Consider the following 19,022-nt stretch of genomic DNA (forward strand, 5'->3'; position numbering starts at 1 on the left):
GGTCGCGGTGTTCTGCGCGTACGTCACCGACACCGGGCGGGCGCTGATCGACCGGGAGTTGTACCTGCCCGCCGCCTGGTGCGAGGACTCGGGCCGCTGTCGTGCCCAGCGCATTCCCCGTCCGCGCGCGAAGACGGTGGTCACCAAGCCGGAGCTGGGACGGCGCATGATCGAGCGGTGCCGGCGGGCGAGGGTTCCCTTCGGCTGGGTGAGGTTCCCCCTGCCGACCGGACAGCTTGATACTGGGACGGATGGTCCCGGAGGAAGCAGTCACAGGTAGTGAGTAACAAGAGCAACATGAGCAAGCGGTACACGGCCGAGTTCAAGCGGGACGCGGTCGCCTTGGCGTTGTCCTCGGAGAAGACGGTCACCGAGGTCGCGCGGGATCTGGGCGTGAGTCCGGAAGGGCTGCGCGGGTGGGTGAAGCAGGCGAAGGTCGACCGCGGTGAGGGGCCCGCCGGGGCTTTGACCACTGCGGAGCGTGAGGAGTTGGTCCGGCTGCAGCGGAAGGTTCGCGAGCAGGAGGCCACGATCGAGGTTCTGGGAAAAGCCCTTGGCCCCCGCGCCACACGAGCGACGCTCGAAGACCAGCGGGATGCGGGCGGCCAGCTTATCGACGCGCAAGGGCCCGGTGCCGGGGGTGGACACGGTCTCGTCCACCGGCACGGCCATGACATAGGGGATGCGGCGGCGTTCCCGGGCGGCGCGGAGCTTGCGGTCCTGGCCGTAGGCACTGTCGGCGGCCACCCAGCCGAAGGGAACCCTCGCCCGCCGGCACCGCTCGATCATGCGCCGTCCCAGCTCCGGCTTGGTGACCACCGTCTTCGCGCGCGGACGGGGAATGCGCTGGGCACGACAGCGGCCCGAGTCCTCGCACTAGATGATTGATTCCAAGGGGTCAGTGGTCGTAGGCGGTCAGCGAGCGTAGGACGGCCTGTCCTGTGTGGTCGTTGTGCCAGATCGCGGCAGTCATCGCGAGGATTCGCTGCATGACACGGGCGACGACACCGCCTGGCGTGCGTCCTCGGTGGTGTTCGAGATCGAGTTGGCCCTTGAAAGTCTCGTTGACCGACTCGATGACCTGCCGCAACGGCTTGAACAAGGGCGCTCCGGGCCGCTCCGGCTCGCCCTTGCGGGCCGGCCGCAGCAGCCGGATGTCCTGCTCGGCCAGCTCGTGCTCGAAGCCCCTTCCGAAGTAGTTCCTGTCGCCGATCAGCGTCTGGGCGGGCCGGTCGGCGACCAGGCCGGGTTCGGCAGCGAGGAGGTCCAGCAGGGTCTCGCGCTCGTCGGCCTTGGCGCCGGTCAGCGCGAAGGCGACGGGCAGGCCCTGGAGGGTGCACACCAGGTGCAGCCGCAGGCCCCAGAAGAAGCGGCTGTGACTGGCGCAGTACCCGTACTCGGCCCATCCGGCCAGGTCGGAACGTTTGACGGTCTCGCGTGAACGGCCACATTCCACCGGTGTGGAGTCCACGATCCACACGTCGTCGCTCCACACCGAGGTGTCGGTGGCCAGCAGCCGGGTGACGCGCCGAAGCAGTCCGGCGCTCTTGCGCAGCCGCTTGTTGTAGCCGGGCTGCTTGGGCAGGTACGGGAAGAGATGCCGCAGGTGGGAACAGGCATGGCGAAGCCACCTGGCCTCGGAGGTGAAGCCGAGCATGGCCTGCATCATCGCCAGTGTGACCAGCTCGGCGTCGGTGAGCTTCGGGGCGATCCCCACCGCCGGACGCCATGGCGCGAGATGCGGAGACGCCTTCAGCAGGTCGTCGGTCTTCACATAGAGTGCGGTCGCGAGGGTGTCCAGCTCTGTCTTCACACACTGACGTTGGACGCCCTCGTCCCATGCGCGCAGCCGATCCCTTGGAATCAATCATCTAGGCGGCGGGCAGGTACAACTCCCGGTCGATCAGCGCCCGCCCGGTGTCGGTGACGTACGCGCAGAACACCGCGACCTGGCAGTTCTCGATCTGCCCGGTGATCCCGGCGTACTGGGGGGCCACCCCGGCCGACATCCGGCCCTTCTTGAGGAACGCGGTCTCATCCAGTACCAGCACCCCGTCCGGCCGGGCCAGGAACGTCACCACGAACGACCGTAAGGCGTCCCGGAGTTGATCCGCACACCAGGTCGAGCGAGCCAGGAACCACTGCACCCGGTCCGGCGTCGTATGGCCGGCATGCTCGGCGATCTGCCAGCCGTTTTTGCGTTCGACCGGCGCCACCAGCGCCTTGAGGTAGGTCATTGCCATCCGGCGTGGCTCGACCCGCCCGAAGACCCCCGCCAGCACGGCGAAGAAGTCATCGAACCAGCCCGCCCAGACCTGCACAGCCCGCTCCGTACTCACGCAGGAGTCAACGCGTCACATGACTACCGGACACGGACACGAGTCACGGCTGTAGTACAGGGCCTCCTGGGACTGCTCGGACGGGATCGCACCCCCGCAACTACCAAGAGGCCCTGCCTTCATGCGCCGCTCCTGCCGCGATCACCCGATCAGGACCCCTGTTCGACCAGACAAGCCCGTTGAGCGGTAAGCGGAAGCCTTCTCACGCAGGAGTCAACGCGTCACATGACTACCGAACACGGACACGAGTCACGGTTGTAGTACCGGCTGCGTGACGAGCAGCTGATACCGCTGATCGAACAGGTCCATGCCGAGTCCGGCGGCACCTGTTGGCAGGTCAGTCCTCAAATCCCCTTGTGGTACATACGAGCCTCGCTCGCCGACACCTTCTCGGGTTCACTACGGATGGCCGCGTCGATGGTCGCAAGCAGCTTGTCAACCTGTTCACCGAGCTTCTTATGCCGGCCGTCCAGCTCTCTGTGCCAGGCTCGAGCATTCTTGCCAACCCAGACCTTGCTGCCACCGATTTCCTCAGTCGGCCCCTTGAGCGCCTTCTTGATGATCCCCGCCTCCTTGGCGAGATCGCTTCGCAACCGCTCAAGGTCCGCTTTTCGCGGATTAGCCACTTTCGGTTCGGATTCCGTCACAACGCTCCCACTGGTTCGGCACGTTCTTGATGGTGAAAGCTCACCGTACCAGCGTGCATTCACAGTCCACTGACTCTTCCGCGCCAGGGGCTGGACGACACGTCGGCATCAGCTCAGCTCCTGCCGTCAACACGTTCAGAGCTCACATTGCCTACATCTTAACTAGCTTATATTCTGTCGGGATGGCCTCAACCGAAACAGCTCTGGGCGCTCCGGAAGTGCTCGTACTGCCCACCATGACCGAGGTTCCCCACGGCCCCGACGGCGCCCCGATCAGCGATGGCACTGTCGAGGTGACCCTCATCCCCGTAGCGGATAACGGCGGCAAGGAGCAACTCGTTGCCCTTGCCTTCACGTCCGTTCCACTGCTGGTCGAAGCGATGGGGCAGCAGCAGCCCTGGGTCATCCTTCCCGTAGACAAGGTGGGGCAGACCCTCAAGGGATCGGGCGCCGAAGCCATACTGATCGACCCTCAACTGACCGATGGCATGGAACTGAACTCCAGCAGTGGTTGACCCTAACTTCTCCGGGATCAACCCGGACAACCTACTGAGAACCATTAAAAATCTTGAATCCAGCAGCAAGACCCTACACAGCTCTAAATCATCCTATTTGAGCAGATTCCAGAAGTTCGGACTGGATTCGAGCAACCTCACCCAAATCGGGAAGATTGCCAGCTGGATTGACGACGAGTTGCCCATGCTTCGCCGCCGCCAGGCACTCGCAGCCGCCATGGAACTGGATCAGAAGGGCATGCAAAAGCCAGGCGCCATGGTGCAGCTCCGTGAGCCCATCGCGACGATCGGCGAGGCCAGAGAAAGCGGCAAAAAACTGGCCGAGGACGCAAACAAAGCGGCCGAGCTCGATCCCAGCAAAGCCGGGGCCGAATTCCACAGAATTGCGACGGAACTCGCGAAGCATAAAGGTGACCCTGACTTCGCATCTGCTTTCTACGCAAAGATGGATCCTGATCTGGTCAAGAACCTTCCGACAGTCATCGCGGCAGCCAATGCCTCGACAGCGAAGGACGATGTCAAGATTTTCGGATCTGCCTTCACAACTGCGGTAAGTACCGAAACTCCTGCGCCCGGCTTCGGCAAGAAGGCGGCCCTATTCCACGGCGAGCTCTCGAAGAATGAGCCTACTGCCGTGCTCAATCGCGCACTCATGCAGGGAGATAACCCCGATCTCTGGGACCTCGCGTGGAAGCATACGCAGATCGCAGCAAAGAAGCTACTAGATCCCGCGGACACCTGGTCCGATTCTGCTGGCCTGCTGGCCAGCGTCATCGGAGTTCAATCGAAATTCGCAGCACAATTCTGGGAACAATCGCAGAAATTCTCCGACGCAGCAAGTCAGCTGTACGAGCAGCGCATCAACGCCATGAGCGCGGCGGACAAGAGAGCCTTCAAAAACGCCACCAAACGCGCAGCCCGCGCCTCCAGGCAGTCAGCGCGCGAGGCAGAACGCATCCTCGCGAAGTACGGGATGGGATCGTTCTCCCGGCTTATGGAGGCCTCTGTCGCCGATGGCGGCAGCTGGTTGATCAGCAAGGTTACCGGGCTCAGACCTCCTAGCACAACGACGCTCTTCGGACGAGCCCTCCGAGCCGGCGGAAAGCTGCCCCTTGTCGGTAGCCTCCTCACCATCGGTGCCATCGGCTGGGACATCAGCAACGGCGAAGAGGAGGACGTCGCTGTCGCTGCAAACGTCGGCGGCATGGCGGCAGGTATGGCCGGCACATGGGCGGCGACAGCGACAGTCGCGGCTGTCGGAGGTCCGGTCGGCTGGGGAATCGCGGCAGGTGTCGTGTTGGGCTTCGGCGTCGGCTACGGCGTCTCGTATCTCATCAAGACCGATGTAGGCAGGAAGGCCGTCAATGCTGTCACCGGCGCCGCAAAGAGCGCAGGCAAGGCAATCGGTGACGCCGCGTCGGGTGTGAAGAACACAGTGTCCGGATGGTTCTCATGAGGTTGGCGGACCATGGCCGATAAGAAAAAGAAGCGCACCAGGGACCAATACCAGCTTCCCTCCCACGTCGAGAAGGCGCGGCAAGCCACTGCCACGGTCGACGCCTTCAAACCCCGGCCGAGAATCCCGCAACGTCGAATGATTTTCGGCGTGTTCGGCGTGTTCCTCTTGGCTGTTGGGGTGGCCCTCTCCTTCTGGCTTCCGCCGCGCTCGTTGGTTCAGGACCTACGCTCGCAGGGTGTCACCGTTGCCGCTACGGTGACCGGCGTCGACAACAAGCCCAAATACGTGAAGGTCCGCTTTGTCCAGGGCCCCGAGTCCGGTACCGAGGTCAAGCTCACGGATTACGTCGGCATGTATCCCGACGCACACACTGGTGACTCCATGCTGGTCACCTACGACCCTGAGGATCCCTCCCGCATCCTCGCTCAAAGCTGGGTCGCAGATCCGCCCGCCAACCTGCCCGCCTACGGCACCTCAGCAATCGCACTGCTGCTCCTCGCGGGGGTAGTCGCAGTCGTGTTCCGCCGACGTTGGATTCTGCGCACCTGGCCACAACAGCCTTCGGAACCAGCCCGGTCCGAAACGCCCGGCTCCAAGAGTGTCCGCCTCGACAAGTTCTAGTACTACAGGGCTAGATCCAATGCCGTGTAGATAGGCGGATGGGTTGGGTGTCAAGGCTCTGGTGTGGTCAGGATGTTGATGCTGATGGTGGCCTTGTAGCTGGTCCGGTCGATGGTGCCTTTGGCGTTGTATTTGGAGATCGCGCGTTTGACGACGCGGGGTCGGGTGCGGGTGCGTCGGTCGGGCATGAGGTCGGCCAGGACGTGGCGGCCGATGGTGCCGACGAGGTCGATGACGGTGTCGGCGATGACGCCCGCGGCTTGGATGACCAGGTCGCGGGCGGTGTTCAGGGCGATGGTGAAGCTGGCCCGGTCGGGGTCGATGCCGGGGCGGGTGGCGGTGGCGTCGGCCATGGCCAGGCGCAGGACCTGGTAGGTGACCAGCAGGGCGTAGATCTCCTGGGTGATGCCGTCCGGGGTGCGGGCGCGCAGGACGCGGCCGCCCAGGATGGTGGACTTGATCTCCAGGTAGGCGGTTTCCGCCTGCCAGCGCCGGTGGTAGAGCCGCAGCAGGTCGTCTGCCGGATGACTGTCGGCATCCAGCAGATTGGTCAGCAGCCGCCACAGCTCCGTGCGCCTGGTGCCGTCGGCGAGGACGACAGTGAGCCACGCCTCGACCACCCGCACCTGAACCCGCTGCCCGCTCGCCCTGGCACGATGGCGGCGCGGCAGGACCGCGGTGAGGTAGGAGCCGTCGGGCAGCGCGCGACGCACCGTCGGGCGCCGCTTGCGGGTGGAACGCAGCACGAAACAGGCCCCGGTGTCCTGCACGGCCTGAAGGAAGTCGAACGCGTCGTAGTAGGCGTCGGCCAGCAGGAGCATCGACGCATCCAGATGTCCCAGCAGACGGCGCGCGTAGGCAAGTTCGCCGACGTCGTCGGGTCCGAAGACCGCGTCCACCAGAGCCCGTGTGCCGCACTCCACGAGGGCCACCACGCGCACCAGCGGGTAGCCGAACGCGCGGACCCTGCCGATGTGCTTGCGAAAGTGCCAGGTCACCGCTTCCTCGTCGGGAGCGGACAGGGTGGTGCCGTCCACGGCGACCAGGCGCAGGCCCTGATAGAAGGCGCAGGACTGGCGGTGGTCGGCCACTGGTCCGGCCACGATCGAGAACAAGTGGCGCAGCGGTCCGCTTCCCAGCCGGCGCCGGGCACGGGCCAGCGACGAAGCGCACGGGCGGGCCACGGGCACGCCGCCCAGTCCCGCCGTGAGCTTGGCCCATACCGCCTGATAGGAGGACCGCTCGAAGAAGACGAGGGCCAGCACGAAGTACACCACGACGCGGGCCGGGAGCAGCCGCAGCCGCTGCTGTCGGACACCGGTGTCCTCCAGGACCGCGTCGACCAACTCGGGGTCGATGATCTCGGTCAACTCGCCCAGATGGCCAGGCGCGTACACGTCCAGGGCTGTCGCGCCGGACCTGACGCTGACAGAATTCTGCGGCAACGGGACCTCCGGGCACTCGCAATGGCTTCGACACCATGCGAACTACCAGAGGTCCCGCCCTCTTGACAGGGCGCACACATCCTTAACGCACTGGCGTTGCACGACGAGGGACACGACCTCCGGCCCGACCTGCCCTGGCGTGATCGGCTCCTCGGGCTGCTCCCGGATCCAGTAGCCGAGTGGGCCGCAGTCCCAGACCGCCAAGGCTCGGACTATGGTGGCTTGTTCGCCGTCGTGCCTGCCGTCCCAGCCCGTGGTGATACGCCATGTGGAGTAGAGGGAGACGACCAGTTCCAGGAACTGGCCCAGAGCCGACTCCTTGAGGTCGGCGTCCGCCTCTGCCAGCGCCTTGCGGACGTTCTCACGCGTCGCGTCGTCGTCGGCCCCGGGCTCCTCCAGGGCCACGAATGCCGCGTCCAGCGCCGCCATCGTCGTCTCGATGCGGACTTCGGACTCGCCCTCCTCGGGCTTCTCCCCACGGTGCAGGTTGACCTTGCGGGCCAGTTCCCAGACGAGGGTCGCGTCCCGCGAGGTGGTGTAAGCGATCATGCGCTTCGCCTTCCGGTACCTGGCTCGCGATGATCTCTCCGTTGGCGCGGCACGCGAAGTGGCCCGGTCAGGCGCGGGGAGTGCCTCAGCCGGTCGAAGTACCCGGCGTGACCTGCGAGTTCCGGTCCGTTGATCGGCTACACCACCCGGCGGGACGCCATCCAGACGAGGGTGTTGGGTTCGATCGAGACGTACTCCGACTCCTCCTCGCCAGGCCAGCCGTCGTGCGAGATGACGGCTTCCTGGCCTACGACCACACCGTGGTTGACGGGTCCGTGCTCGCCCGTGATCTCTACCTGGATGATGACCATGGGATCGGAGAGGGCTCCAAGCAGGTCGCGCAGCAACGGCGCCAGTTCACCCTCCTCGCCCACCAGGCCGATGCGCTGCAACTCGACCAGCGACTCCCACAGCTCCTCGGGAGGCGAGTCGCCGTCCAGGAGATGGGCGAATACGGCGATATGGCGGTCCGCCAGGCGGAAGCGGGCGCGGGAGCTGTCGTACGAAGGCACTGGTCTGAGGTCCCCTCCGGAAGCGGCGCTGGCGCGCTCGGCTCACTGACTATTGCCGCTGTCTACTTCTTGTCCTGGAGGTCCTTGGCGGACTGCGCGCACTGCTGGGCCTCGTGCCGCAGCGCCTTGGCGACACCGCCACACGTCGTCTGCCAGGTCTTCAGCTTGCCGCGTACGTTGTCCGCGTTCGGGCCGGACCAAGTCTTCATGCCGGTGGTGCTGTGCTTCTTCGCGGCGTCGACGAGTTGGTCGATGTGGTCGGCAAGCGACCTCAACTGGCCGGCCCGCTGATTGAGTTCCTGTATGTCCGGATTCGCCATAGCAGTCTCCCCCGCTGTCTCCAGTCCCTCAGCATACTGCGGAGCCCCGTGCGGCCTGCGGGGCCTCTGCTCCAGCCGAGCACGGATTAACACGAGTTGTTCACCGGAAGACCCCGTCCTCTTGGGCGTTGGACGGGAACTACGGATGGTGCGGTAGCGTCCACTGTTGCAAACGGATAGTCCGCTTGCCTACCAACTACACGGGGAGGATCGCCATGGATCGCGGTGCAGATCTCACACGGCTCCGGGATTTGTCCAAGTTGTTCGGCCGCAAGGCCAACGACCTCCAGGCCCTCATCAAGGCCTTGGAGTCGGCCACTTCCGAGAGCTCCGGCTACTGGAAGGGCCCCAAGGCCGACCGCTTCCGGGACGACTGGCGCGACGTGAAGCCCACCTTCGACAAGTGGGTCGACACCCTGAACGACGCCAGCAAGTCGGCGAACACCAGCGCCGACAACATCGAGCGCGCCACCTGATCACAGGCGAACCGCGAGCTCGTCACCAGACAGCGGGGCACCGGCCGAGACCGTAACGGTCCGGCTCCGGTGCCTCGCTGTCGTATGGACCTTTTGCAGCGCTGCGCCCATCTGGCCCCCGGACGCCGAAACCCAAGGCCCCGAAGGGGTGAGCCTCACCAGGCCGTAGTCCACCGACACGGGGCCCAACTCACCGAGCCGGGCCCCACGTTTGTCAGCCGTTCATGACCGCCTGCACCGGCATGAATGCCCCGCCCGAGATGAACAGCCCGCTGCCGGCCGGTCCGCCCCCGCTGTTCGCAGGCAGTCGGATACCGAACAACTCGCCGTCCGAAGGGCTCTGCGGGGTCAGCAGCAGGCCGTTGCGGGACTTGCGGGCCTCCACGGCGAAGCCTCGGTACTGGCCGGACAGGCTGTCCGTCGTGCCGGCGGCGATGATGCCGAGGCCGCCGTCGGCGCCCTTGCGGACAACCGTTTCGAGGGCCTCGTCGAGGTTGGTGTCGTACAGGAGTTCCGCGTCGTCGACGATCACCACATACGTGCCGTCGGACACGCCCTCGACCAGGTCCTCCAGGTCGTCCCCGCGGCTCTCGGCGTTCAGGACGCCGAGTACGCCCTCCCGGCCCTCCAGGTCACGTAGCGGCGAGCGGCGGGGCGTCACCAGGACCACCGGCGTGCTGGCCCGCAGCAGGGACTCCGTCGCCGCCAACAGGAGTGTGGAGCGGCCGGACTTCGGCGGGCCCGCGACGACGAAGCCGGGGCCGTTCTCCTCCAGGTCGATGCCGATGGGGTGGAGTTCGTCGCCGCCGACGCAGATCAGGGACCAGAGGCGGGACGGGGCCGTGAAGTCGGGGTCCAGGGCCAGCGCCTCGGACGCGGTGATGCGCTGCGGGAGGGCGTCCACCCGCAGGGGGCGGCGGGCCACGGGGATGCGGGGGTAGCGGGTGCGCGCCCCCTCGGCAATGTCGCGCAGTGCCCGCACCTGGGCCTGGCCCGCCGGATCCTCGGTCAGCAATCCGATCTGGGTCTCGTCGACGCCTGTGTCGGTGATGCGCAGCACACGGCCGGGCGGCATGTTCTTGGGGACCTCGCGGGCCTGGAGGCCTGCCGTGGAGTAGTCGTTCGGGTCGGCGAAGCGCAGCACCATCCGGTCCCGGAAGGCGGAGGAGACATGGCCGCTCAGACCGCTGCGGTCCGCCGTCATGACGACCTTCAGGCCCACCGCCGAACCTTCACGGAAGATTCGCTGGGCCGCGTCCAGCAGCTGCCCGTAGTTGTAGTTCTCGAACGTCGACGTGAAGCCCTCCCAGCTGTCCAGGAGCAGCACCATCCACGGCAGTTTGTCCTCCGGTGCCGCCGTCGCCCGCTGCTCGGCCGCGCTGGAGGCGCCCTCCATGGCGAGGAGTTGCTGCCGACGGGCGATCTCGGCCTGGAGGCGTTCGATGAGCCGGCGGACTCGGTCGGGTTCGTCGCGGGTGACGATCGCGCCGACATGCGGCAGACGCATCAGCGGGAGCAGCGCGTTCGAGCCGCAGTCGATTCCGTAGACGTGCACGTCGTGAGGGGATGTCGCGCGGGCCAGGGAGCCGCCCAGTGTGCGCAGCGCAGTCGAGCGGCCCGAGCGAGCACCGCCCAGCAGCAGGGTGTGCTCACCGTGCACTAGGTCCAGCGCCAGCGGCGTCCGGCTCTGCTTCGCCGGCTGGTCGATCAGACCGTACGGGACCGGAGCCACATCAGTACCGGTATCGGGCGCGAATGAGTACGGCTCCAGTTCCTCCAGCGTCACCTGCTCCGCCAGTGGCGGCAGCCACGGGCTGCGCTGTGGTCCGAAGCCCATGCGCGTCGCCCCGTCGGCCACGGCGTCGACCAAGACTGCCAGGTCGGTGACCATGGTGCCGTCGTCCTCGGCCTCCTGCCACCTGGGCAGCGGGCGGGCAAAGGCGTTCCAGGGCAGGGGGATCAGGGTTGCCTTCGGGCCTGTCTGGCCGGTCGCCGGGCGGCGGCCACCGATACGGGCCGATTGCACGCCGACCAGGGACTGGGCGCCGGAACGGACATACATGCGGCCGGGGGTGGACTTGGCGATGGCGCCCGAGTCGGGGGCGTCGATGACGTCCATGGACTCGGAGGCGTCCGTGACGCGCAGGGCGATCCTCAGGTTGGTGTTCGCCCTGATGTCGGCGCTCACTACACCCGCCGGGCGCTGGGTGGCCAGCACCAGGTGGACGCCGAGCGAGCGGCCTCGGCGGGCGATGTCGACCAGGCCCGCGATGAAGTCGGGGAGCTCGGCGACCAGGGAAGCGAACTCATCGATGACGAGAACGAGTCGGGGCATCGGCTCCAGCTCGGGGCGGAGCTTGCGGGTGTCGTTGTAGTCCTCGATGTCCTTCGCGGCCGCGTCGAAGAGGATCTTCTCCCGGCGGTGCAGCTCGGCCGCCAGCGAGGCGAGGGCGCGTTCGGTCAGATGGGCGTCGAGGTCGCTGACCATGCCGACCGTATGGGGCAGCCGGGCGCAGTCCATGAAGGCGCTGCCGCCCTTGTAGTCGATAAGGACGTAGTTGAGGGCGTCCGGGCGGTTGGCCACCGCGAGCGACGCAATGATCGTCTGGAGCAGCTCCGACTTACCGGCACCGGTGGTGCCAGCGACCAGCGCGTGCGGGCCGTCCCTGCGGATGTCCAGGACGAACGGGCCGTCCGCGGCAATGCCGATCGGGGCGGCGGTCGTGGAGCCGCCGGCCTGCCAGATCCGCTCCACGTCGGCGCCGGACGGGTTCGCCATGTCCAGCAGGTTCAGCAGCCGGGCCGAGGTCGGCAGCGCGGCGTCGGCGTCGTCGCGGCTGACGTCGCGCACGGGCGCCAGGGAGCGCGCGAGGAGTTCGCAGAACTCGTAGCTGACCTGGTCGGCAAGGATGTCGCCGACGCCTTCCATGCCGTAGCCGCGGACGCGGACGTGTTGCGGGGAGTCGTGGGACCAGGCGACGACGGCCTTGCACTCCTCGGGGAGGAGGCGCTCGTCCTCGTCGATGCAGAGGGCGATGATGCCGTACTGCGGACCCTCGGTGAGGAGTTGGGGGACGCCGGGCACCCGGCGCAGCAGGCGCGCGCCGTCCAGGATCAGCAGGATGTTGGCGTCCGGATACAGCTGGCCCATCATGTTCTGCTGTTCACGGGCCGCCTTGCGCCGAGCCAGTTCGTTCAGCAGCTCGTTGACCCGGCGGGTGATGCCCTCGGCGTCGAAGCCGACGAGGGCCACACAGTCCTGGCCCTGGTCGGGGTTGGTGTGGGGCAGCCAGTGCACCCAGTGCCATTCGGCGCCCGCCTGCGGGGTGGCTGCCAAGGACACCAGGGAGAGGTCGCGGGGGCTGTGCAGCACCGCCGCCTGAACGGCGATCCAGCGGGCCGTGGCCAAGGCACGTGCACGCTCACCCGCAACACCGACCACACCGAGCCGGGTGAAGGGGAGGGTGACCGGAACGTCCGGCAGGACGGGGGGTTCCGGACGGTCCTCGTCGTACGAAGTGCCGCCGCGCCCCATGACGAGTTCGACGTCGGACTCCAGTCCGCCGACGCCGACCCTGAGCATCATCGCGTCGGGGTCGGTGAGACGGCGCTCCCACAGGCGGCGGCGCGGGCCGGTCGCGAAGAGCAGGATCTCGGCCGGGTCTGGGGCGTCCACGCGACGAGCGCGCTGCTCCTCCTTGCCGAGGGTGACGAGCTCGGCCTCGTGTTCCGCGAGATCCTTCTTGTACTGCTTCAGCGAGGTCTTGTCCTTCTTCTTGCCCTCGCGGTTCTCACTGAGCCACTGCGCGGCCATCATCATGGGGCTCATCAGGCCGAACAGCAGCATGTAGATCTGCTTGGTGAGGAAGTACATGGCCAGGCCGAAGAGCATCGGCATGAACGCCATGATGAATTGGAACTTGGCTTTGTCCCCCTTAGTAGGCGGCACGGGGACGACCAGACGCCGCCGGGGCCGCAGGGGGGACAGGCGCGGGGGACGGTTGTAGGCGAGGCCGCCCTCGCTCATCAGGGACAGATGCGCGTCGGGCTCGGTGACCTGATCGAGGACGAGCAGCGAGTCGCCGACGCGTACGACGCCGCCGAGCGGCCAGGACGCCCCGTCCTCCACCGGCTCGTCATCGAGCAGGACCTCGGTGCCCGCCTCGGGGCTGAGCTTGGTGTCGCCTTGTATGTCGATCGTCACTCGGAGCGCGATCTGCGGCAGTGAAGGGTCCGCGACGGGCAGCGAGCAGGTGGGCGCTGCCCCTACAGTGGCGGCGCCGACGCCCAGCCGGATGACCCGGCCGGAGGCAGGACCACCCGCCACCCTGAGTTCGTACCGGCCGACAGGCTCGCCTTTGCGCAACAGCGGGCCGATCGAGTCGTCGACCGACACGCGTACGCCATCCCGAAGGACACTGGCCGCCGGAGCCTCCGGGTCACAGAGCACGCCGTCCGCCCACAACGACGGCGTTCCGGTCAGCGCCGCTCCATGGCCGGGTAGCGCCGCGGCCGGCGCGCCCGGCATGGCTACGACGTTGCTGGGAAGGGTGGTCCGGTGCCCGGCTGCCGTCATGAGTGCCTGCGCAACGTCGCCGGCCGTCGCGGTGTCGTCCGTGTCGACAACCACGTCCTGCGGCTTACCGCCCTCGCCCACGACCGTGACCAGCATCCGCATGGTCGTCATCCTCCCCGTCGGCCCCTGCGGCCGGATCTGTTGCGTCAGTGAACGGAGACTACTGGCCGCGCTCAACACCGCGCCCGGCAGCCCTAGGATGGTCAGACGGCGCCCAACGCGTAGATCTCCGGCCCACCCGCCGCCAGCAGCCGGTTCCCAGAGAGGGCCACCTGCCACGGCTCGCCGTGGCTCTTGCCGTCGGTGTAAGTCCAGCGGAGCTTGCCGGTCTTGGCCTGGAAGGCGACGAGACCTCCGCCGAGGGCACCCGCGCCGCCGTAGAGCGACGTGCCGGCCTTCACGAAGGATTCCGGTCCGTCGACGTCCAACTCGTCGCACAGCCAGACCCGCTCGCCGGACTTCGCGTTCACGGCCCACACGCCGTCGTCGTGATCACTCACGTACAGCACACCGTCGATGACGGTCGGATTGTTGAAGCCCCGACGGCCGTTCGGGGACAGCGTCCACACAGTGTCTCCCGTGTCCGCGTCGACGGCCTTGAGCTGGTCGCCCGGCAGGAAGACGAGACCTTTCGCGATCGTGGGCGGCCGGGTCCACTCGTCGCCGATCTTCTTGGTCCACAGCTGGGCGCCGGTGGCGGTGGACCGCACGGTGAGATTGTAGTTGGAGTCCGCGTAGACCAGGTACTTGCCGGAGACCGCGCCCTGGACGTCGTAGTCCTTCGTGCCCCAGTCTCGCCGCTGGAGCCACGTTTCCTTGCCAGTCGTGTGGCTGATGGCGGCAACGGCCGTGCGGTACTTGGTGGCGCTCTGGGACTGGCTGTAGTCGGTCGCCGTGACGTATACGTTCTTGGCGTCCACAGCGATCGTGTCCTCGACTGTGAGCTGCTTGCCGAGTCGGCTGCGCCAGGCCTCGTCACCGGTCCTGACGTCGTAGGCGACGAGTGCGCCCTCGTAATCGCCGTCAGCGAGGAACACTTTGCCGTCGTGGAAGAGCAGCGGCGCGCCGGGACGGCAGATGCCGGATTTGGACCAGCGGGCCTTGCCGGTCTTCACGTCGTACGCCACGAGCGGGTCTCCGCTGATCAGCAGCAGGCCGTCGTGGGTGAGCAGCGGCACGGCAGAGGACGTGCTGTCCTCCGCGACCGTCTTGTGCCACAAGGGTTGCGGCGCAACCCCGGCCGGCGGGGTCGAAAAGGTCTCTTCGGCAGGCTGGGCCGAAGGGCCCTTGCCCGCTGAATCCGTTGCCGTGGTCGAGGAGGCGTCACCCCCGCCCAGCCACAAGACCGTGGCGCCGCCGGCCACGGCGACAGCCGCTGCTCCACCGATCGCGGTGGTAAGGACACGGCGGCGAGAGGGGGACGGGTCGGAACCGAGGTGTACGGCGCCCGGTCGCGGAGTGTCGTATCCGGGAGCGGGCGGAGATCCGTAGCCCGGCGCCGGCCCGAAAGCGGCCGGGGCCGATTGCACCGGCGCCTCAAGGTCCAGGATCCCCGCCGCATGCGTCGCGATGGTCGAGGCTACTGCCGACGGAAGCCAGTCGTTGAGCACGCTCTCGACACCCTGCGGGGCCAGGGCCGCCACGATCTCGGTGGGAGCCGGCCGCCGTGCGGGGTCCTTGAGCAAACAGGCACGGATCAGACCGAGCAGGGACTGCGGTACATCGGTCAAGTCCGGTTCGCCATGGACCACCTGGTAGAGCAGCGCCGCGTGCGAGGCAGCGCCGTCACCGAAGGCCCCACGCCCGGTCGCCGCGGAAGCCAGCACCGCGCCCAGCGAGAACACGTCGCCCGCGGGCCCCACGTCCTGTCCCAGCGTCTGCTCCGGCGGCATGTATCCGGGCGAACCGACGACAACTCCCGTCTGTGTCATACGGTTTCCGTCGACCGCACGGGCGATCCCGAAGTCGATGACACGCGGGCCGTCGGCCGCGAGCAGGACGTTCGAAGGCTTGAGGTCGCGGTGGATCAGGCCCGCCGCGTGGATTTCCTGAAGCGCGGTGGCCAGGCCCGCAGCCAGCGCGCGTACGGTCCGCTCCGGCAGCGCTCCATGCGCGGCGACCACGTCCGTGAGATCAGGGCCCAGCACGTACGACGTCGCCAGCCAGGGCAGCGGCGCGTCCGGGTCGGCGTCCACGACGGGAGCGGTGAAGCGGCCGGAGACCGCCTTAGCGATCTCGACCTCATGGCGAAAGCGGCTTCGGAAGTCGGCGTCCGCCGCCAGGTCCGGGCGGACGATCTTCACAGCCACGGTACGGCCGCCGGGCGAACGGGCCAGATAGACGCGCCCCATGCCGCCGACGCCGAGCCGCCGCAGCATTCTGTAGCTGCCCAACTCCCTTGGATCGTCCGGCTGCAGTGTCTCCATGGCGGGCCTTCCCCGTGCCGACATAGTGTTCGCGGTAATAGACACATTAGTAATCGCCGGTACGGGTGAGACCCACGGGGCGTCAGGGCAGTAACAGATGACCCCCACGTCCGCGGGGAAACCGGTGCTCGGTCCGACCCGCCGCGCGAACTCCGCGACCGCCGCGAGCTGGGGCTCGCCGAAGCAGAAGTCGAGGGTGGTGAAGCAGCGCTCCAGGATGCGCTGGTCGAAGGCCTCCCAGCGGGCGGCCCAGACGGCGAAAATCAGGGCGTACGGCTCATCGTCGCCGCGCCTCGCCAGTCGCCGGTGCGCCAACTGGACGGTGTGGACGGCGTGCTGAAGGTCTACACGGGCGACGACATCGACGAGGACGAGTTCGAGGAGCTCATCGACGGCGCGGAGCCGTCGGTGGAGAACCCGGTCGTCGTCCTCATCGACGACGGCGAGATCCTGGAGGACTGCGACGCCGAGAGCCAGATGAAGAAGATCGTCTCCCGTGGCGCCGAACGCGGGCTCGCGCTGGTCATCGCCGGTGACGAGGAGGACGTCTGCAGCGGGTTCTCCGGCTGGCAGGTCGACGCCAAGAAGGCCCGCCGCGGCATCCTGCTCTCCCCGCAGGAGTCCTCCAGCGGCGACCTCATCGGCGTCCGCCTCAACCGGAGCATGGTCGGCGGCCAGGCGGTGCCCGGCAAGGGCATGCTGCACCTGGGCGACGGCGAGCTGCGGACGGTGGTCGTCCCCGGGTGACCGTAGCGGGCACGGAGAGGGGCCCGGGCGCGTTGCCCGGGCCCCTTCCGCGTCGGTTCGGCTGATCGGTACGGCCTACAAGTACGAGTTGTAGGCCTTGCTGCTGTAGCAGGTGGACAGCGGGCTTGAGCCCTTCACGTCCTCCACCTGGTCCCGGGCGCTGACGATGCCGTCCGTGTGGGAGGCGGTGGTCGTCCAGGTCTTGTCGGAGCCGTAGCCGTCGCGCAGTTCTCGCCAGGCGAAGGTGTGGCGGCCACCGGCACCCGTGGTGATCGTTCGCCTGCCCGTCGCTACGGCTGGAGAAGATCGACCTTCACGTCGGCCGGGAAGCCGGTCGTCGGGCCCACCCGGCGGGCGAACTCCGCGACCGCGGCGAGCTGGGGCGCGCCGAAGCGGAAGTCGAGGGTGGTGAAGTAGCGCTCCAGGATCCGCTGGTCGAAGGCCTCCCAGCGGGCGGCCTGTTCGGCGACCTTGCCGACCTCTTCCAGGGAGAGGTTGCGGGAGGCGAGGAAGGCCTCGTGGACGCGGCGGGTGATGACGGGCTCGCGCTCCAGGTAGTCGCGGCGGGCGGCCCATACGGCGAAGACGAAGGGCAGCCCGGTCCACTCCTTCCAGAGCGCGCCGAGGTCGTGCACCTCAAGCCCGAACCGCGGGCCGTCGTGCAGGTTGGCGCGCAGGGCGGCATCGCCGATGAGTACGGCGGCGTCCGCCTCCTGCATCATCAGGCTGAGGTCGGGCGGGCAGGTGTAGTAGTCGGGCTGTACGCCGTACCGCTCGGCCAGAAGCAGTTGGGCGAGGCGTACCGACGTACGCGAGGTCGAGCCCAGGGCGACCCGGGCGCCGTCCAGCTTCTGCAGCGGGACCTGCGAGACGATCACGCACGACATCACCGGTCCGTCGCAGCCGACAGCGATGTCGGGGAAGGCGACCAGATCGTCGGCGTTCTTGAGGAACTCGACCAGGGTGATGGGCCCGATGTCGAGGTCTCCCTGCACCAGCTGCTCGCTGAGCTTCTCCGGGGTGTCCTTGGTGAGCTCGAAGTCGAGGAGCGTGCCCGTTCTCGCGAGCCCCCAGTACAGGGGCAGGCAGTTCAGGAACTGGATGTGGCCGACGCGCGGCCGGGTGCGAGAATTGTCCACATCGCGAGGCTAGACCCTGTGGAGTACGCTCCAGAGTCCGACCCCGACGTCAACCCATTTTCGCGATCTTCAAACATCCGGGTGACGTGATCTTGACCTCTGTTGCTTTCGGCTGCCCGCGTGCTAGGCTCGCCGCAAGTTGCAGTTTGGTTTCCCTTGCAGTACAGAGCCTGCGGAGCATGTAACCGCGGGCTCTAGTCGTTTTCAGAAGTATGCAGTGCAGGCATTTGCTCTCACACTTGCAGGTTCTGGAGCAGGGCAACCCTTTGGGCCCAAGGAGGGCTTATGGCTACCGGAACCGTTAAGTGGTTCAACGCCGAAAAGGGCTTTGGCTTCATCGCCCAGGAGGGCGGCGGCCCCGACGTCTTCGTCCACTACTCCGCGATCAATGCGAGCGGCTTCCGTTCGCTGGAGGAGAACCAGCAGGTCTCCTTCGACGTGACCCAGGGCCCGAAGGGCCCGCAGGCGGAGAACGTCACCCCCGTCTGAGCGATCCTCATCCGAGGCGAGCCTCGTCTCTGAGCCGGACCTGAGAGCAGTACCCAAGGAGCCCCGCGCCGCAAGGTGCCGGGGCTCCTGCCTTTTCCCTAGGTGTGCTGCATGACCAGTACGAACGTCGTGCCGGGCGCGAGGGCCTCGTACGAGTGCGGTATGTCGCCGCGGTACGACACGTAGTCCCCGGGGTCGAGTTCGGCCTCTTCCCCCGCGGGTCCGGCCTTCACCCTCCCCGTGCTCACGATCAGATGCTCCACGGAGCCCGGAATGTGCGGCTCCGACTCTCGGGCGGGCCCGGGTTCGGCCCGTAGGTGGTAGATGTCGCGGCGGGCGCCGGGCGGGCTGGCGGAGAGCAGCGTGGCGGCGTACTCGGCCTTCTCCGATGCCACCGTCGGCCCCTGCCCCGCGCGGATGACCTGCACGGACGGCATCGGGGGCTCCACCAGGGCGCCCGTGAGCTGGTCCGGGATGCCTCTCTGGTGTGGGTGGCCAGTGGGGTGGCCGGGGTTTCCTTCGGGGCGATCGCTGTGGCGGGCGGGCTTCCGGTGTGGGTGCCGGTGGTGATGTCGCTGGTGGTGTATGCCGGGTCCGCGCAGTTCAGTGCTGTCGGGGTGCTGCCGGCCGGGGGCGGGCCTCTCGCGGCCGCGGCGACCGGGCTGATGCTGAACACCCGGACGGCGGCGTTCACTCTGGCGGTCGCGGATGTCTTGGGGAGCGGTGGCCGTCTGTCCCGTTTTCTCGGGGCCCGTCTGGTGA

The 19,022-nt window shown here is 67.5% G+C and carries 16 protein-coding genes and 5 pseudogenes; 9 read left to right on the forward strand and 12 right to left on the reverse strand.

Translation table 11 applies throughout. The features are described from left to right. Both RMT89_RS37725 and RMT89_RS37730 read left to right on the forward strand, forming a co-directional pair. Positions 1-208: pseudogene (locus RMT89_RS37725) on the forward strand (transposase); the annotation flags it as partial. A gap of 89 nt (positions 209-297) precedes the next feature. After that, positions 298-501: pseudogene (locus RMT89_RS37730) on the forward strand (transposase); the annotation flags it as partial. Positions 502-681: 180 nt separating this feature from the next. On the opposite strand, the pseudogene RMT89_RS37735 reads toward RMT89_RS37730, so the two are convergent. The 4 genes and pseudogenes from RMT89_RS37735 to RMT89_RS37750 form a co-directional block, all read right to left on the reverse strand. Then, positions 682-819 (reverse strand): annotated as a pseudogene (locus RMT89_RS37735) (transposase); the annotation flags it as partial. A gap of 79 nt (positions 820-898) precedes the next feature. Then, positions 899-1,813 (reverse strand): IS982 family transposase, encoded by a 915-nt coding sequence (locus RMT89_RS37740; protein WP_315888288.1) that lies wholly within the window; start codon positions 1,811-1,813, stop codon positions 899-901. 58 nt (positions 1,814-1,871) lie between these two features. Beyond that, positions 1,872-2,321, reverse strand: a complete 450-nt coding sequence (locus RMT89_RS37745; protein ID WP_315888289.1) for a transposase — start codon at positions 2,319-2,321, stop codon at positions 1,872-1,874. 362 nt (positions 2,322-2,683) lie between these two features. Beyond that, positions 2,684-2,986, reverse strand: a complete 303-nt coding sequence (locus RMT89_RS37750) for a hypothetical protein (protein ID WP_315888290.1) — start codon at positions 2,984-2,986, stop codon at positions 2,684-2,686. Between the two features lie 182 nt (positions 2,987-3,168). Between RMT89_RS37750 and RMT89_RS37755 the strand changes: the two genes are divergently transcribed. Genes RMT89_RS37755 through RMT89_RS37765 form a run of 3 tightly spaced genes read left to right on the forward strand, consistent with a single transcriptional unit; the run spans position 3,169 to position 5,581 of the window. Then, positions 3,169-3,501: an SAV_915 family protein gene (locus tag RMT89_RS37755; protein WP_315888291.1), complete on the forward strand. Its 333-nt coding sequence runs from the start codon at positions 3,169-3,171 to the stop codon at positions 3,499-3,501. Next, positions 3,494-4,957 (forward strand): hypothetical protein, encoded by a 1,464-nt coding sequence (locus RMT89_RS37760; RefSeq protein WP_315888292.1) that lies wholly within the window; start codon positions 3,494-3,496, stop codon positions 4,955-4,957. Before RMT89_RS37755 ends, RMT89_RS37760 begins: the two co-directional genes overlap by 8 nt. Positions 4,958-4,969: 12 nt before the next feature. Beyond that, complete coding sequence (locus RMT89_RS37765; protein WP_315888293.1) at positions 4,970-5,581, forward strand: hypothetical protein; 612 nt, start codon at positions 4,970-4,972, stop codon at positions 5,579-5,581. Between the two features lie 50 nt (positions 5,582-5,631). Here RMT89_RS37765 and RMT89_RS37770 read toward each other — a convergent pair whose 3' ends face one another. The 4 genes from RMT89_RS37770 to RMT89_RS37785 form a co-directional block, all read right to left on the reverse strand. Next, positions 5,632-7,026, reverse strand: coding sequence for an IS4 family transposase (locus RMT89_RS37770; RefSeq protein ID WP_315888294.1), 1,395 nt, complete (start codon positions 7,024-7,026; stop codon positions 5,632-5,634). A 42-nt stretch (positions 7,027-7,068) separates the two neighbouring features. After that, positions 7,069-7,575, reverse strand: a complete 507-nt coding sequence (locus tag RMT89_RS37775; RefSeq protein ID WP_315888295.1) for a hypothetical protein — start codon at positions 7,573-7,575, stop codon at positions 7,069-7,071. 137 nt (positions 7,576-7,712) lie between these two features. After that, positions 7,713-8,087: a hypothetical protein gene (locus RMT89_RS37780; RefSeq protein WP_315888296.1), complete on the reverse strand. Its 375-nt coding sequence runs from the start codon at positions 8,085-8,087 to the stop codon at positions 7,713-7,715. A 62-nt stretch (positions 8,088-8,149) separates the two neighbouring features. Then, on the reverse strand, positions 8,150-8,407 hold the full coding sequence (locus RMT89_RS37785; protein WP_315888297.1) for a hypothetical protein: 258 nt from the start codon (positions 8,405-8,407) through the stop codon (positions 8,150-8,152). Positions 8,408-8,622: 215 nt separating this feature from the next. On the opposite strand from RMT89_RS37785, the gene RMT89_RS37790 reads away from it, so the two are divergent. Next, complete coding sequence (locus RMT89_RS37790; RefSeq protein WP_315888298.1) at positions 8,623-8,883, forward strand: WXG100 family type VII secretion target; 261 nt, start codon at positions 8,623-8,625, stop codon at positions 8,881-8,883. Positions 8,884-9,097: 214 nt separating this feature from the next. Here RMT89_RS37790 and RMT89_RS37795 read toward each other — a convergent pair whose 3' ends face one another. Both RMT89_RS37795 and RMT89_RS37800 read right to left on the reverse strand, forming a co-directional pair. Further along, positions 9,098-13,561: an FtsK/SpoIIIE domain-containing protein gene (locus tag RMT89_RS37795; RefSeq protein WP_315888301.1), complete on the reverse strand. Its 4,464-nt coding sequence runs from the start codon at positions 13,559-13,561 to the stop codon at positions 9,098-9,100. 101 nt (positions 13,562-13,662) lie between these two features. Continuing rightward, positions 13,663-16,200 (reverse strand): protein kinase domain-containing protein, encoded by a 2,538-nt coding sequence (locus tag RMT89_RS37800; RefSeq protein WP_315888299.1) that lies wholly within the window; start codon positions 16,198-16,200, stop codon positions 13,663-13,665. Between RMT89_RS37800 and RMT89_RS37805 the strand changes: the two are divergent. Continuing rightward, positions 16,150-16,632 (forward strand): annotated as a pseudogene (locus RMT89_RS37805) (cell division protein FtsK); the annotation flags it as partial. The gene RMT89_RS37800 and the pseudogene RMT89_RS37805 overlap by 51 nt on opposite strands. A 290-nt stretch (positions 16,633-16,922) precedes the next feature. Here the strand turns inward: RMT89_RS37805 and RMT89_RS37810 are convergent. Then, positions 16,923-17,771, reverse strand: coding sequence for a menaquinone biosynthesis protein (locus RMT89_RS37810; RefSeq protein ID WP_315888300.1), 849 nt, complete (start codon positions 17,769-17,771; stop codon positions 16,923-16,925). A gap of 285 nt (positions 17,772-18,056) precedes the next feature. On the opposite strand from RMT89_RS37810, the gene RMT89_RS37815 reads away from it, so the two are divergent. After that, entirely contained in the window at positions 18,057-18,260 is a 204-nt protein-coding gene (locus RMT89_RS37815; protein WP_003992177.1) for a cold-shock protein, read from the forward strand. A gap of 98 nt (positions 18,261-18,358) precedes the next feature. Here the strand turns inward: RMT89_RS37815 and RMT89_RS37820 are convergent. Beyond that, positions 18,359-18,715: pseudogene (locus RMT89_RS37820) on the reverse strand (cupin domain-containing protein); the annotation flags it as partial. Positions 18,716-18,751: 36 nt separating this feature from the next. Here RMT89_RS37820 and RMT89_RS37825 point away from each other — a divergent pair. Continuing rightward, positions 18,752-19,022: AzlC family ABC transporter permease (locus RMT89_RS37825; RefSeq protein WP_315888302.1), on the forward strand; the 271-nt coding region annotated here is incomplete at its 3' end.

Source organism: Streptomyces sp. P17, from assembly GCF_032436805.1.
Lineage (GTDB): Bacteria > Actinomycetota > Actinomycetes > Streptomycetales > Streptomycetaceae > Streptomyces.

Excerpts from the sequence above, each read along its gene's own strand:
- RMT89_RS37790 (WP_315888298.1), top strand. The coding sequence starts at position 8,623 with ATGGATCGCGGTGCAGATCTCACACGGCTCCGGGATTTGTCCAAGTTG.
- RMT89_RS37815 (WP_003992177.1), top strand. The coding sequence starts at position 18,057 with ATGGCTACCGGAACCGTTAAGTGGTTCAACGCCGAAAAGGGCTTTGGC.
- RMT89_RS37765 (WP_315888293.1), top strand. The coding sequence starts at position 4,970 with ATGGCCGATAAGAAAAAGAAGCGCACCAGGGACCAATACCAGCTTCCC.
- RMT89_RS37795 (WP_315888301.1), bottom strand. The coding sequence starts at position 13,561 with ATGCGGATGCTGGTCACGGTCGTGGGCGAGGGCGGTAAGCCGCAGGAC.
- RMT89_RS37775 (WP_315888295.1), bottom strand. The coding sequence starts at position 7,575 with ATGATCGCTTACACCACCTCGCGGGACGCGACCCTCGTCTGGGAACTG.
- RMT89_RS37755 (WP_315888291.1), top strand. The coding sequence starts at position 3,169 with ATGGCCTCAACCGAAACAGCTCTGGGCGCTCCGGAAGTGCTCGTACTG.
- RMT89_RS37785 (WP_315888297.1), bottom strand. The coding sequence starts at position 8,407 with ATGGCGAATCCGGACATACAGGAACTCAATCAGCGGGCCGGCCAGTTG.